We start from the raw sequence: 14,227 nt of genomic DNA on the forward strand, positions 1-14,227 counted from the left end.
TGCGCTGTCACTCAGCCGGTGTACTGGACGGTTCCGTCCTCGACTGTTGCGAGCATGACGGCACGCGCGAGGTCACCGTTGTTTCGGACGTGGTGTTCTGGCACCAGCGGGAGCGGGACCGGACGAACGCCAGCCTGCCGCATCGCTGTCACGCCGGTGTATTCGCCGACGACCGAGTCGCCCTCGTAGACACGAAACCGACCGTCCTCGCCGCGGGCGTAGCGATGGCGGAACGCCGCCGGTGACGGCCCAGGACAGGCTAATCCCTCGACGGAATCGAGGACAGCAGCTGTCTCTCCGCCGACAGAGAGACGCAACGGCGGCGAGTCGCTTCCGGCGTCCGGAGCTTCGGACCACGAGAGTTCCCCGGGAGAGGCGACGCAGGCGAAGCTGTCGTCAGTGAGTTGGATGCGGTCCTCGATGGTGTAGAACTGCCCCACACCATCCTCGTTGCCAGCCAGCGCGAACGGTGGCGACAGGAACTCCTGAACGGTGTCGTAATCGTGGTCGTCGACGACCAGCACGGGAACACGGCCGTCGTGGGCGGCATTTGCGACCGCAGAGATTATCTCCAGCGGGCGGTCGCTCGCCAGCGGACGGAGGTCAAGCGGTGCGTCAACGCCGGCAAAGTCCGCAGGCCCGTCACGCGCAACTGTCGGCCGGGCCGCGGTCTCAAATGAGAAGCCGCGGTCGCGGAGATCCCGCTGGACGCGCTCGAGGCGAGTGGAGGCTGTGGTTGTCATCGTTATGCTGTACGGCCACAGCGGCATAACAGTCTCGCCCGGCGTTACTCCTCTGCTTCAGGTGGCTCTGGGTCCGACCCCTCATCTGGGTTGACTCGGACGTTTTCGCCACGCACCTCGCCGAAGGAGTCGTCCTCGCCGTCGTAGACAGTCTCGCCGCGGAGCATCGTCCACTCGGGGAACACCGCGTCGCGGCCCTCGAAGGGCGTCCACTCGCATTTCGTGTGCAGGTTCTCGGCGTGAATCTGCGCTGGCTCACTCGGGTCGACCAACACGAGGTCGGCGTAGTTTCCGGCCTCGACCCGGCCGCGGTCTGGAAGGTCGAATAGCTCGGCAGGATTGGTCGCAGTCAGGTCACGGACGCGCTCGAAGCTGAGTCGGTCCGCCGCCGCCTCCGCCAGCAGCAGGGGCAGCGCCGTCTCGACACCCGGAACGCCGCTGGGGGCTGACCAGATGTCCGTCTCTTTTTCTCCCAGCGTGTGTGGCGCGTGGTCGGTCGCAATCATGTCGACCGTCCCATCAGCCACTCGCTCGTAGAGTTGCTGGCGGCGGCGTTCACGCCGCAGCGGCGGGTTCATCCGTCCGTGGGTACCGAGGTCGGTGAGGTCGCTACGGGAGAGAAAAAGATGGTGTGGCGTGACTTCGCAGGTCATTCCGGCTTCGCTTGCGATATCGACGCCCTCGGGCGTGCTGGTGTGGGCGATGTGGATTTGCGTGTCGCGGTCGTCGGCGAGCGAACAGGCCCGCCGGACCGCCTCAATCTCTGCGCGCGCTGTCCGGTAGGCGCTCCAGGCGTCGGGGTCGTCGCGGTCACGAGCGCTTTTGTTGAACAGCGTCGCGTCCTCTGCGTGGACGGTGACGGTCGTTTCGGCCTCGATTGCACGCTCCAGCGCGTCAGCAAAGAGGTCCCCGTCGATTCCCATATCACCCGTCGAATCGGCGAGGAAGACTTCACCCAGCGCGAACAGGTCCCGGTCGAACAGTTCCTCGGGACGCCAGTCGCCGGTGACGCCACCGTTAATCCCGTAATCGACCAGCGAGTCAGCGGCCAAGGTTGCCTTCTCGTCGTAGCCCTCGCCGTCGACTGTCGCCGGGTCGGTGTTGGGCTGGTCGACGACTGTGGTGACACCGCCGGCGGCGGCGCTTTTGCTCCCGGTCTCCCACGTTTCTTTGTGGTCGAATCCGGGCTGTCGGAAGTGGACGTGAACGTCGATCATCCCCGGCAGGAGTCTGTTTCCAGACCCTTCGGTTACAGTCTCGTCCGGTCCGGGGTCGAGTTCGCCGGCCCGCTCGACGGCCGCGATTCGCTCGCCGTCGATACGGACATCGTGGCGAGAGCCGTCGGCGAGGGTCACGTTTTGTATGAGCATACAGTCGACTGGACGCCCACTGCAGTAAAACTCCCGGACCGCTATATCTGTTCGACGACAGCGTCGTCCGGGGCCAGTGCCGACTCGATAGTTCGACAGACCACCTCGGAGTCGGTTTCACCACCAGCACGGGCGATACTCCCCGTCGCATCCGAGTCGAAGGGGATATCGAGCGCGTCGTAGACCGGCCCGAGAATCTCGGTAATTTCGTCGTGGTCACGGAGCGTGACGATTCCGGCGACGACGGCCACGTCGCGACGGACTCGCTGAGCGAGGCCGACAATCTTGCCCCCTGCGGAGAGCGAGTGTGTCCCCGGACAGAACGCGCCGTCAGGTTCGCCCTCGTGGGCGTCGACGCCGAGGGTAGCCAGCGCGCCCCGAAGCTGTCCAGTGACGCGCTCGTACCGCTCGGGAATCCCCGAGCGCGCGTCCTCGATTGGTGTGACGAGCACCACCGACACCGTGTTGCCGGTGAAGACAACCGCGTGGCCGCCAGTCGAGCGGTCGATCACGGGCAGGTCGTGGGCCTCAGCGCGTTCGCGGGCGCGGTCGTAGCCCTCTCGTGAGCCGTCGCGCCGGCCGAAGGCGAGATGTGCTGGTGGCTGCCAGACACGCAGGACGGACGTTTCCTCGTCGGCAGCGCGGTCGATGAGGTCGTGGGAGTGCTCGCGGTCTCTGGTGGGCGTCGAGCCCCGGCCACGGACAAGCCGCATAGCAGGATATTCGTGTCGAGTTGCAAAAACCCACTGAGGGTAGGGCTGGTCGTTCTTCCCGGTGCCGAAGGACCTATATTTACCGCCGTCTAACTTCGAGATACCCAAATGTCTCGCAGTCCGTCACTTCCTGAGCGCCCTCGTCTGGACCTCGACCCAGACATGTCGCCGGACGAGCGACTCGAAGCGCTCCGAGATCACCTCGAAGATGTCCTCGAAGTCAACAACCAACTCGAAACACAGCTCGACCAGGCAAACAGCCGCCGGGAGAACCTCACGGGGAAAGTCGACCGTCTCGAACGGGAGAATGATACCCTGAAATCCTCCTCGCTGTACATCGCAACCGCAGAGGAGATGCTCGACGACGGTGTTGTCGTCAAACAGCACGGTAACAACCAGGAGGTTCTGACTGAAGTCTCGCCGGGCATCCGTCAGGAACTGGAAGCCGGTGACCGCGTCGCAATCAACGATTCCTTCGCGGTCCAGAGCGTCCTCGAACCCGAGACTGACGCTCGCGCACAGGCGATGCAGGTCGACGGCAGCCCCGACGTGACCTACGACGACATCGGTGGCCTCGAAACACAGATTCAGGAGGTTCGCGAAGCCGTCGAGCAGCCACTCATCAACGCCGACCAGTTCCGCGAAGTCGGCATCGAGCCACCATCGGGCGTCTTGCTTCACGGCCCACCGGGAACAGGGAAGACGATGCTCGCCAAGGCTGTCGCAAACGAAACCGACGCCACATTCATCAAGATGGCTGGCTCCGAACTCGTCCAGAAGTTCATCGGCGAGGGCGCGCGACTCGTCCGGGACCTGTTCGAGCTCGCCAGCGAGAACGAACCTGCGGTCATCTTCATCGACGAGATTGACGCCATCGCCTCGAAGCGGACCGAATCGAAGACCTCCGGCGACGCCGAGGTCCAGCGGACGATGATGCAACTGCTCTCGGAGATGGACGGCTTCGACGACCGCGGCGAGATTCGTATCATCGCCGCCACGAACCGCTTCGACATGCTCGACCGCGCGATTCTCCGTCCCGGTCGGTTCGACCGCCTCATCGAGGTGCCAGAGCCGAACGTCGAGGGCCGCGTAAAGATTCTCGAAATCCACACGCAGGGAATGAACCTCGCCGACGACGTCGACCTCTCGCTGCTGGCTGACGACACCGAAGGCTTCTCGGGCGCAGAACTCGCTTCGCTGGCGACCGAAGCCGGCATGTTCGCCATCCGTGAAGAGCGAGCAGAGATCCACATCGAGGACTTCGAGAACGCCCTGGAGAAAGTCAAAGAGGAAGACGACTCTGCGGGCACGCCGATTGCGTTCGCCTAACTGCTTTTCGTCGGCGGGAGCTCCGCTTCTGGCGGGTCGGTCGTAATCTCGAACCGCGCCCCACCCTCAGTGCTGTCTGTCACCGTCACATCCCAGCCGTGAGCCGTGAGGATATCCTGTACGATAGAGAGTCCAAATCCGGTGCCGCTGTCGTGTGTGCTGTAGCCGTGATTGAAGACCTGGTCGCGCTCCTCGGCCGGGATTCCCTGGCCGTCGTCTTCGACGTAGAACTCTGTGCCGTCGTCGGCGAGCAGCCCGACACGGATGGTAAGGTGTCCGTCTCCGTCCGCTGGGCGGCCGTGTTCGAGGCTGTTGCGATAGAGGTTCTCGAAGACGTTCAGTAGGCGGTCGCGGTCAGCTTCGACGTGAACATCCTCAGGAATTGTCTGTTCGAGCGTCGCGTTTGTCGCCTGGACAGTCTCCCAGCTTTCAGCGGCCACTGCCGCCAGTGACACACGGCTGGGGTCGTCGACAGTTTGGCCGCTCCGAGAGAGGACGAGCAGGTCCTCGATGATCGTTTCCATGCGGTCAGCGGCGGTGGTAATCTGTTCGATGTGCTCCTCGTCGTCGGTTTCCATGGCGAGTTCAGCACGGCCGGCGATAACGTTGAGTGGGTTTCGCAGGTCGTGAGAGACGACGCCAGCGAACTGTTCGAGTCTTTCGTTGCTCTGTTCGAGTTCCCGCTCACGCTGTCGTCGGTCAGTCACGTCTCGGGAAACGAGAATTATTCCGTCGATGAGGTCATCGTCTTCCGGGTTTGTCGCGACGCCTTCGAGTGTCCGCCACGATCCGTCTGCGTGACGAACCCGGTACTCGAAACGCTCTCGTTGGCCAGGATTGGCAGCGAGGTTGGCGAGCCGTTCGCTGGCGTCCTCGCGGTCCTCGGGGTGGACGCGGTCGAGGGTCTGCGTGTCGAGCAGTTCGCCGCGCTCGTACCCGAGGACAGTCTCGATAGAGGGACTCTCGTAGGTCACCGTCCCGTCGTAGTCGACGACTGTGATGACATCCGAGATGTTCTCGATCAGCGCCCGGAACCGGCGCTCGGTGCGGCGCTGTTCAGTCACGTCCCGGAGCAAGAGGAGGTGGCCTTCACCGCTGTCGGTCGTGATTGGCGAGCGCGAAACAGTGACGACGGCCGAACCGAGCGTCAGTTGCAGTTCGGTTTCCTCGCCGCTGAGCAAGGGGAGGCAATCAGGGAACACGTCTGCGACGGAGGAACCAACTACCTCGTCGACGTCGAGAAATGCTCGTGCGGAGGGATTCGAGTCGACAACCCGTCTCTGACTGTCGATAACAAGGTAGCCGTCCCGAATCTGTTCGATGACCTGTCCCCTACCAACAGGAACCAGATCGAGCCACTGGTATCGGTACAGTGAAGTCGCAATCAACAGTCCCGTCGCACCAAAGGCCCAGTGTGAGTAGTTGAGGTCCGTGACGCCGGAGTACGCCAGCATGTTCGGGAAGAACGGGATGAACAGGGCAAAGACGATGAGTCCGGCCTGCTTCGAGTAGACGCTGCCACGCTCTGCGTTCCAGTACTCGATTCCCATCAGCGCCATCGCGCCGCTTGTCAGTGCATAGCTGTTGAGCAGGTAGAGAAAATACAGCGGTTTGAGGGCGTCGCGGATCGGAACAATCGCACCGGCGTGGCTGGAGGGGACATACAGCAGTTCGTGGAGTGGGTTCGTCACGAACAGCAGTATCCACAGCCCAGAGACTCCGTAGATGACACCCAGACGGCGAAGTCGTAGCCAGTCGTTTCGGCTGGCGTACGACAGCGAGAAGTGAAGCGCGCCGGTGACCCCCACCATCGCCCCGACGTGCATCGTCGTCGTGAAGATGTATGCCAGAGTGTTGGTCGAGGCGGCGAGAAGGAGCCCCTGTGAAACCGTCCAGACTGCAATGCCAGAGAGTGAGATGAAGACCGGCATCGCGGTCTGATTCGAGCGCGTACGAAGAATGAGTGTGCCCACGCCGCCGTTGAGCACGCCGACCACGACCAACGTTACCGACAACCACAGCGAAAACTGGTCTTGAAATGGACCGGTTGCTACCAACCATTCCAGTCCCAACCAGCCCATTATCACCTGTATTCGGCCTCTCCGTGATAATTGTACCGCCCAAACGGAGCCGAGTGGACTTGCAGGTGGCACAACGTACGGGTATTGCTGAACGGCTCTCACCAGAACTGACACAGTCGCTCCCTCCAGATGCGTGTATATGGCAAAAACCGTCGACGACCTCAGAAACGAGATCAGAGTAGCGGCAGGTCGGTTCGAGCGCGAGATTTCAGCCGCGTTCACGAAAGAAGACCTCGCGGCAATCTGCGACAGCGTCGGCTATCGTATCGACCACGACTCCTTGCCGCCAAAGCCACAGATGCGAGCAGGCATTCTCTTCGAGATTGGTGCACGTGATGATGACGACGCTGACGAGACCGGACAACCGTTCCGGAAGGGAGAACTTGAGTCGATTGCGGAGTATTTCAGCGAGTAGGACCCCCAGACCGCTGCTCAGGTTGAGACGGCACTCGTCTGTTACCAGTCGAGACTGCCCGGCACTCGTGCCGAGGATGTCCGCAGGACAGGCCTCGTAGGCGTAGATTTTCTCCAACTCGACAGCGTCGGTGATCAACGCAAGCACCTCCTCGCCGAAGCCGTCACGGACCGAGGCACACATAGCCGAGGGGTAGGGTGGCGTAGTTTGCATGGACCACTCGATAATACCGGCCGATGGGAGATCAACTCTCACAGGCCTTGCATTCGAGGATGTCTCGGCTGAACTTCTGTGCGGCGTTCACGCTGTGTTGGTAGTAGAGACTCTTCACCCCTTTCTTCCACGCCTCAATGTAGAGCTGGTTGATCTCCTTGACGCTCACTTCGCTCGGATCGATCGAGACGTTCAGGCTCTGTGCCTGATCGATGTGTTTCTGCCGCTGCGCTGCCTGGTTGATGATCGCCATCTGTGGGATCTCGGCGAAGGTCTTGAACACCTCCTTCTCCTCGTCGGTTAGACAGTCGAGATGTTGCACGCTCCCGTCGTTCTGTGCGATGCTGTCCCAGACCTCGCGCTCGTCTCTGCCTCGCTGTTTCAGTATCGCCTCGAGGAACCGGTTCTTCTGCGTCGATTTCAGCTTCGCACCGTCGCGGACGAAATAGTTCGATTTCAGCGGTTCGATGCTCGGACTGACCTGCCCCAGGATGACACTGCTGGATTTCGTCGGGGCCACGCTCATCGTCGTCGCGTTCCGGCGACCGTAGCCCTCGAGTACCTCAGGCTCGCCGAACTCGTCGGCGAGTCGACGACTCTCCTCGTAACTTCGCTCCTTGATGGTGCGGAAGATTGCCTCGTTTTTCTCCATCGCCTCCATGCTGTCGAACGGAATCATCTCGCTCTGGAGGTAGCTGTGCCAGCCGAGGACGCCGATGCCGATCGCCCTGTGCCGTTTCGCAAACCGCACCGGGCGATCCATGAACTGCGTCCCCTCCGCCTCTTGAATAAACTCCTCCATGACGGCGTCAAGGAACCGCGTCAGCGTTTCCACTGCGTCGGTACCCCTCCACTCGTCAAAGTGGAGCGCGTTCATCGATGAGAGACAACAGACGAAACTCTCAGTTGGCGTGGCTGGCAGTGCAATCTCGGTACACAGGTTGGAGGCATTGATTTCGTAGCCCTTGTCCTTGTAGACCTGTGGCTTCCCTTCGTTCATGTTATCCCGGAAGATTATGTACGGGACACCGCTGTTGATCCGCGCCTCAATGAGTTCTGCCCACGTCTCTCGCTTCTCCTCGTCGCCGTCAACCATCGCCCGGAACCAGTCGTCACCGATGATGACGCCGTAGTAGATGTCCTGTACGGGGTCGCCCTCGGTCTTGATGTTGAGCCACTCGTCCAGGTCGTCGTGTTCAACGTCTATGTACCCCGCGAACTGGCCGCGCCGCGTCTCACCCTGGCTCACGACGTTGATGATCGTGTCGAACAGCTCGGTGAAGCTGTAGCTCCCGTTGCTCTTGCCGTTGTTCGTGATCGGGCTGCCTCGGGGCCGGATCTCGCCGAAGTACCCGCTGGTCCCGCCGCCCAGCTTGGTCATCTCGCCCACTTCGGCCTGCGTGTAGAGGATGCTCTCCATGTTGTCTTCCATGTAGCTACCGAAGCAGCTGATGGGCAGGCCTCGGTCCAGACCGAAGTTCGACCACACCGGACTCGCGAGGCTGTAGAAGCCCCGACTCATGTAGTCGTAGAACTTGTCCGCGAAGCCGTCGTCCTCCAGGATCTCCTCAGCCCGTTCCGCGATTTCCCTGACACGCTCCTCGGCCGTGACGCCCTCAATCAGGTACCCCTCGTCGAGGAACGCCCGGCTGTCCTCGTTCAGCCAGTAGAACGGTTCCTCATGCTGCTGGTTGACCTCGTCAAGTGCTGGTTCTGTTTGTGCCATCGTTAGAACATGTCCTCCGCGGTGACGCTCTGTGCGTGTTTGTTGTACGTGGTCGACCGCTTGCTGAAGAAGTCGTTATCCTTCGTCATCATGATGTCCTCGTCGAACCACCGTGTCTCCTCGAGCAGGTCATCGTCCGGGTCGAACATCGGCTCGACACCGACGTTCTCGAGGCTCTGGTTGAACCGGTCCCGCAGGAACGCATCGACGTGCGCCCGGGGAAGGAACTCCAGTTCGCCCTCACCGAAGATCCAGTCCAATATCTTCATCTCTGCCTCGAACGCCTGCTGACAGGCCGCTTGGACCTCTTCTTCGAAATCCTCGTCGAAGAGGTGGGGATTCTCCTCGCGAATCGTCTCCACGAGTTCGACACCGAACAGTCCGTGAATCTGCTCCTCCTTGCTGGTCGCTTCGACGGCGTTCGCGATCCCCTTGAACTTCTTTTCGTGTTTGTCGAAGCTCGTCATGATGAGGAACTGCGAGAACAGCGAGACGTGCTCGACGAACGTGGAGAACAGGAGGAGACTCATCACGTACTCCTGTGTGTCGTCGCTCTCGCTCTTCTCGAGATACTCGTCGAGGTAGTCGATCCGCTCCTCGATTGCGGGGACGTCGGTCACCTCCTCGAAGCCCTCCGTGATTCCCAGGATGTCGAGGAGGTGGCTGTACGCGTCCATGTGTCTGACCTCGCTCTCGGCAAAGGTCATGCCGACGCTCCCGACCTCTGCTTTGGGCATCTCATCGTAGATTTCTGCCCAGAAAGTCTTGACCTGGACCTCGATCTGCGCGATGGCCAACATCGTTCGCTTGATTACGGTCTTTTCGGCCGGAGTCGTGTTGACCTTGAAGTCCTGCACGTCTCCCGAGAAATTGAACTCCGTGTGAACCCAGTAGCTGTTCCGTATCGCGTCTTTGTACTCGAGGATGTCGGGGTACTCGTACGGTTTGAGCTGCGTTCGTTCAGAGAAGATGTTGGTCTCCCCGCCTGTAGTTTTGTTTTCAGTCATTGGCACGTACTCCGAAGGGATCGTCCTCTGTTGGTTGGTTTCTGTTTCCGTCGTTCTCTGTACGTCTGGACGTGGTCCATGCTCGCCCGGTCAAGAATTGACCGAACATTCGCTTGATTTGCGTATATTTGTGTCATAGTGAGTTGTTCGAGGCTTCGAAGTCATCGACTTCCGCGTCGAGGACCGCATCGAGTTCGCTGAGAAACTCTTCAGGTTCAGAAAACGCCTTGTAGACTGAGACGAATCGGATGTAGGCCACCTTGTCGACCTGCTGCAACCGCTCAGAGACGAGTTCGCCGATGAGACTCGACGAGACGATCCGCGCGTCCCGGTCCTGCAGCGCGCTCTCGACCTCTTCGACGAGGTCCGTCACCGTTCGCTCGGTCACGTCACGCTTCTCTACGGCACGCTCGATCCCCGCGCGAAGTTTCCCACGGTCGAAGGGCTCGATGGTTCCGTCGCGTTTCTTCACCTGGAGGGAGTCCCACTCCGGACGTTCGTAGGTGGTAAACCGGAATGAACAGCGTTGACACTCACGGCGACGTCGAACCGACGTTCCGTCAGCACTGGTCTCGGTATCGATGACGCCTGTGCGCTCGTTCCCGCAGTCCGGGCAGTTCATAGTTGTCACTGTTTGTCCCTCCAGCGTCTTAACCCCACATGTGGGGGTAATTGCGTTCAACCGCAACATCTAGTGTCTACGGCACCCACATAAAACCTTCCCAATTCAATTGAGATAGAACAATTGAATTTGTATTAGCCAGCGTGAGAGGGCCCGCCGGGAAAAGCAGAGAGCCACTCAGCACACGGGATAGCCCTTCTCAGATGACGTTGTAGGGTTTCGTGGACACTGGGGACTTGCTCTTCTACAACAACACGCAGTCTATGCTGGGCTTCTGGCTGGGACCTGTCCGCCGATTTTGATATAGCGATATACGGTTTACTGCGACAGCCGTGGGAACGCGCTGCTCTTATACGAATCCGGCGTCTAGCGGCCAGTAATGGTCGAAAACGTGGCGTCAGAGATGGCGGATCTCGAAGATGAGGATTTCTATCTGCTGTCCGGCCTCGAACAGGGGATGCGCTTTTCCGAGTGGGTCGCCCGGCCGAAAATTCCGGAGTACGCTCGCCTCACCGACGAAGAGGTGGAGTATCGGCTGGACCGCTGTGAGCGACGCGACCTGATCGAGCGCAAGACCATCCAGTACGAAGGCTTTCGCCTGACGTTCGAGGGGTACGACGCGCTGGCGCTGCACACCTTTGCCGAGCGGGAGACTATCGAAGGCGTCGGCGCACCGCTCGGCGTTGGCAAGGAAAGCGACGTGTACGAGGTGCGCTCGTACAAGCCACTCGCGCTGAAGTTCCACCGCGAGGGCTACACTGAATTCCGTGAAGTCAACAAAGAGCGGGAGTACACCGCCGACCACGAGCACGTCTCGTGGATGTACACCGCCCGAAAAGCCGCCGAACAGGAGTACGAAACCCTCGAAGCACTGTATCCGACGGTATCAGTCCCCCAGCCGATGGGCCACAGCCGCCACGCAATCATTATGGAGCGTATCGACGGCGTCGAACTCGCGCGCTCGAAACTGGAACCCGAGCAGGTCCGGCCAGTCGTCGACCTGATTTTCGACGAAATGACGACAGCCTACCGCGAGGGCTACGTTCACGCCGATATGAGTGAGTACAACATCTTCATTGCCGAGGACGGCGTGACGATTTTCGATTGGCCCCAGGCTGTCCCGACGGAACACGAGAACAGCGACGAGTTGCTTCGACGCGATGTCGAGAACACACTGGGGTATTTCCAGCGGAAATATCCCAGTCAAGTCGGTGAGGCAGACATCGATGGACTGGCCGCAGCCGTCGCCGACGACGAGTTCGAGAGTATCACCCAATTTCTTGACGCGTAGGACGTCTCTAACTGGAATTGTCGGTTGGTAACGTCGTCCTATGCCGTTCTAATAAACCCAATACCGATATATAGAATTGGCCTGTATCGTGGTTTAATTGCCGAACGCGCGTGCGTTCTGCTCGCACAGCAGTTGTAGGAGTCTTAAGGCCGGAACCCCAATTGACGTGTAATGAGTTCGGAGACGGCAGACGAGTCAGAAGTATCAGATACATACGAAGTTGTGGTCGTCGGGGGTGGTCCTGGCGGACTGACGACGGCATTGTACACCACCCGGCTGAACCACGATACCGCCCTGATCGACCGGGGCGGCGGTCGTGCCGCGATGATGGTTGATACCCACAACGTCATCGGTGTCCCAGAAGAAACGTCGGGCAACGAGTTCCTCTCGACGGCGAAGGACCAACTCGACCACTACGGCACCGACCTGTACCAGGATTTCGTCACCGACGTTACCCATAGCGACGAAGACGGCGTCAGATTCGAGGTCGAAACGGCCAGTGGCGAGCAGTTCCTGACCGAATCCGTCGTCTTCTCGACTGGCTTTAGCGACGGCCGACCGGACCCGCCGCTGCCACGCACCGGCAAAGGCCTGCACTACTGCCTGCACTGTGACGGCTACATGTTCCGCGACGAGTCGGTCTACGTGATGGGTCACGACGAGGGTGCTGCCCACGTCGCGATGATTTTGCTGAATTTCACCGACGATGTCGACCTCCTACTCCGGGGAGAAGAGCCACAATGGAGCGACGAAACGGACGAACTCGTTCGAGCACACCCAATCGACCTGATCGACACCGAGATCGACAGCATGTTCAAAGAAGACGACGGCTGGCTCGGTGGCTTCGAGTTCGAGGATGGGTCGGTCCGCGAGTACAAGGGCGGCTTTGCGATGTATGGCTCGAACTACAACAACGACCTCGCCGAGGCACTGGGCTGTGCGGTGAACGACGACGGCACCATTGCGGTTGACGAGGACGGCAAGACCAGCGTCGACGGCGTCTACGCAGTCGGCGACATCACTCCCGGCGGCAACCAGATCCCGATTGCGATGGGCAAGGGCGCAAAAGCCGGCATCTCGCTACATATGGAGATGCGAGAGTTCCCGAAATCACTGGACGAACTCGAATCCGAGCAGACCCCGCGAGCGGCCGCTGACGACGACTGAGGCTGCTTTTCTGTTCTGTTTGCATTCTTAGGCCGGTGGTTCGTCTGCCGTCAATAAACCACATAACGCGATATAGAATTGCGAGCACTGCGCTTCGTTTCGACTGCCGGCTGGCATGACCAGTTCCGGAAAAACCGCAAGACAGCGCTGCTACTGAACGTCCAGGCCACGAGTTCCGTGGCACAGCGTCGAAAATTAGGGCTTGAACTGCTGAGCGTTCTGGCGTGCTGCTTCGATGTCCAGCGATTCCGCGACCGCTGTGGCTTCTTCGCGAATCGCGTCTGCGTCCGCAACAGTAACCTCGCCATCTTCGACGAGCGCCTCGCCGTCGACCATCGTAAACGTCACATCCTCACCGCGGGCGGCGAACACGAGGTGAGAGAGTGGGTCATACAGCGGCGTCGCCCGCGTGGTGTCAGTCGAGAGGCCAACAATGTCTGCGCGCCAGCCTTCTTTCAGTTTACCGAGACGGTCGAAGCCGGCCGCCTTGGCCCCGTTGATTGTCGCCATCTCGAAGATTGTCTCTGCCGGCGTTGCCGTCGGGTCGAGTTGGTCGACCTTCTGGAGCGTGCTGGCCTGTTTCATCTCCGTGAACGGGTCCAGTGTATTGTTACAGGGCGGGCCGTCATTGCCCAACGCGACGTTGATGCCGCGGTCGAGGTAGTCGACGACGGGTGCGATGCCGCTGGCGAGTTTCATGTTCGACGAGGGGCAGTGGGTGACGTGCGTGCCAGTCTCGGCTAACAGTTCTCGCTCGTCGTCGTCGGTCCAGACACAGTGTGCGAGGACAACATCCTCGCCAGTCAGGCCAACTTCGTCCAGCCACTGGATATTTCGCATCCCCGTATCAGATTCGACCGTCTCGATTTCCCCCTGGTTCTCGCTAGCGTGGGTGTGGATTCGGACGCCGTCGTATTTGTCAGCCAGTTCTCGACAGCCACGCAGGCAGTCTTCGGTGCAGGAGACTGCGAACCGTGGAGTGACAGCGTAACGAACCCGGTCGTCGAAACTGCCGTGATAGTTCTGGATGAGTCGTTCAGTATCCGCCAGCGCCTCGTCGGTGTCCTCACGCAGGCCCTCGGGTGAACGCTGGTCCATCAGCACCTTCCCGAGCAGTCCACGGATACCCATCTCGCCGGCTGCCTCGAACGCGCGGTCGGCGTGTGCGACCGAGAGGTGGTCGATAGCCGTCGTCGTACCGGACTCGATGAGTTCGAGATAGCCAAGTTTCGCGGCGATTTCCATCTCGTCGGCGGTCAGGGTGGCCTCCATCGGCAGGATGTAATCGAACAACCAGTCGAGCAGTTCACTATCGTCAGAGATACCCCGGCCAAGACTCTGGACCGAGTGAATGTGTCCGCCGACCATCCCGGGGACAACGAGGTCACAGGATTGTTCGCGGTGGTCGGGATACTGTTGTGCGAGGCGCTCACGGTCTCCGACGGCCGCGATTTCTGATCCATCGACAACGACCGTCCCGTCGTCAATGACCGTAGATGAATCTGTAATGATTGTCCCGCTTATTCTCATTCCGACCGTAATTCCCGAAC

At 60.3% G+C, this 14,227-nt stretch carries 12 protein-coding genes; 4 read left to right on the forward strand and 8 right to left on the reverse strand.

What is annotated here, in order from left to right; all coding sequences use genetic code 11:
- Positions 1–11: 11 nt before the first annotated feature.
- The 3 genes from ACMGFM_RS07560 to ACMGFM_RS07570 are packed head-to-tail and all read right to left on the reverse strand — an operon-like array spanning position 12 to position 2,826.
- Positions 12–743, reverse strand: coding sequence for a hypothetical protein (locus ACMGFM_RS07560; protein ID WP_436901853.1), 732 nt, complete (start codon positions 741–743; stop codon positions 12–14).
- A gap of 44 nt (positions 744–787) precedes the next feature.
- On the reverse strand, positions 788–2,113 hold the full coding sequence (locus ACMGFM_RS07565; RefSeq protein WP_436901854.1) for a dihydroorotase: 1,326 nt from the start codon (positions 2,111–2,113) through the stop codon (positions 788–790).
- A gap of 41 nt (positions 2,114–2,154) precedes the next feature.
- On the reverse strand, positions 2,155–2,826 hold the full coding sequence (locus ACMGFM_RS07570; RefSeq protein WP_436901855.1) for a lipoate--protein ligase family protein: 672 nt from the start codon (positions 2,824–2,826) through the stop codon (positions 2,155–2,157).
- A 108-nt stretch (positions 2,827–2,934) separates the two neighbouring features.
- On the opposite strand from ACMGFM_RS07570, the gene pan2 reads away from it, so the two are divergent.
- Complete coding sequence (gene pan2, locus ACMGFM_RS07575; protein WP_436901856.1) at positions 2,935–4,155, forward strand: proteasome-activating nucleotidase Pan2; 1,221 nt, start codon at positions 2,935–2,937, stop codon at positions 4,153–4,155.
- Here pan2 and ACMGFM_RS07580 read toward each other — a convergent pair.
- Positions 4,152–6,236 carry a histidine kinase N-terminal 7TM domain-containing protein gene (locus ACMGFM_RS07580; RefSeq protein WP_436901857.1) on the reverse strand — a complete coding sequence of 695 codons (2,085 nt, stop codon included), beginning with the start codon at positions 6,234–6,236 and terminating at the stop codon, positions 4,152–4,154. The genes pan2 and ACMGFM_RS07580 overlap by 4 nt on opposite strands.
- A gap of 139 nt (positions 6,237–6,375) precedes the next feature.
- Here ACMGFM_RS07580 and ACMGFM_RS07585 point away from each other — a divergent pair, with 139 nt between their 5' ends.
- Positions 6,376–6,651 carry a hypothetical protein gene (locus tag ACMGFM_RS07585; RefSeq protein ID WP_436901858.1) on the forward strand — a complete coding sequence of 92 codons (276 nt, stop codon included), beginning with the start codon at positions 6,376–6,378 and terminating at the stop codon, positions 6,649–6,651.
- 244 nt (positions 6,652–6,895) lie between these two features.
- Here the strand turns inward: ACMGFM_RS07585 and ACMGFM_RS07590 are convergent, their stop codons facing one another.
- From ACMGFM_RS07590 to nrdR, 3 genes are all read right to left on the reverse strand, one after another.
- A complete protein-coding gene (locus ACMGFM_RS07590) occupies positions 6,896–8,590 on the reverse strand; it encodes a ribonucleoside-diphosphate reductase subunit alpha (protein WP_436901859.1) in 1,695 nt (564 codons plus the stop codon).
- 2 nt (positions 8,591–8,592) lie between these two features.
- Positions 8,593–9,597, reverse strand: coding sequence for a ribonucleotide-diphosphate reductase subunit beta (locus tag ACMGFM_RS07595; RefSeq protein WP_436901860.1), 1,005 nt, complete (start codon positions 9,595–9,597; stop codon positions 8,593–8,595).
- Between the two features lie 133 nt (positions 9,598–9,730).
- Complete coding sequence (gene nrdR, locus ACMGFM_RS07600; RefSeq protein WP_436902210.1) at positions 9,731–10,219, reverse strand: transcriptional regulator NrdR; 489 nt, start codon at positions 10,217–10,219, stop codon at positions 9,731–9,733.
- A gap of 379 nt (positions 10,220–10,598) precedes the next feature.
- Here nrdR and ACMGFM_RS07605 point away from each other — a divergent pair, with 379 nt between their 5' ends.
- Complete coding sequence (locus ACMGFM_RS07605) at positions 10,599–11,510, forward strand: serine/threonine-protein kinase RIO2 (protein WP_436901861.1); 912 nt, start codon at positions 10,599–10,601, stop codon at positions 11,508–11,510.
- 171 nt (positions 11,511–11,681) lie between these two features.
- Positions 11,682–12,677, forward strand: coding sequence for an NAD(P)/FAD-dependent oxidoreductase (locus tag ACMGFM_RS07610; RefSeq protein ID WP_436901862.1), 996 nt, complete (start codon positions 11,682–11,684; stop codon positions 12,675–12,677).
- Positions 12,678–12,872: 195 nt separating this feature from the next.
- Here the strand turns inward: ACMGFM_RS07610 and ACMGFM_RS07615 are convergent, their stop codons facing one another.
- Positions 12,873–14,207: a 5'-deoxyadenosine deaminase gene (locus ACMGFM_RS07615; RefSeq protein ID WP_436901863.1), complete on the reverse strand. Its 1,335-nt coding sequence runs from the start codon at positions 14,205–14,207 to the stop codon at positions 12,873–12,875.
- Positions 14,208–14,227 lie beyond the last annotated feature (20 nt).

The sequence above is a fragment of the Halovenus halobia genome (assembly GCF_051414135.1).
Lineage (GTDB): Archaea > Halobacteriota > Halobacteria > Halobacteriales > Haloarculaceae > Halovenus > Halovenus halobia.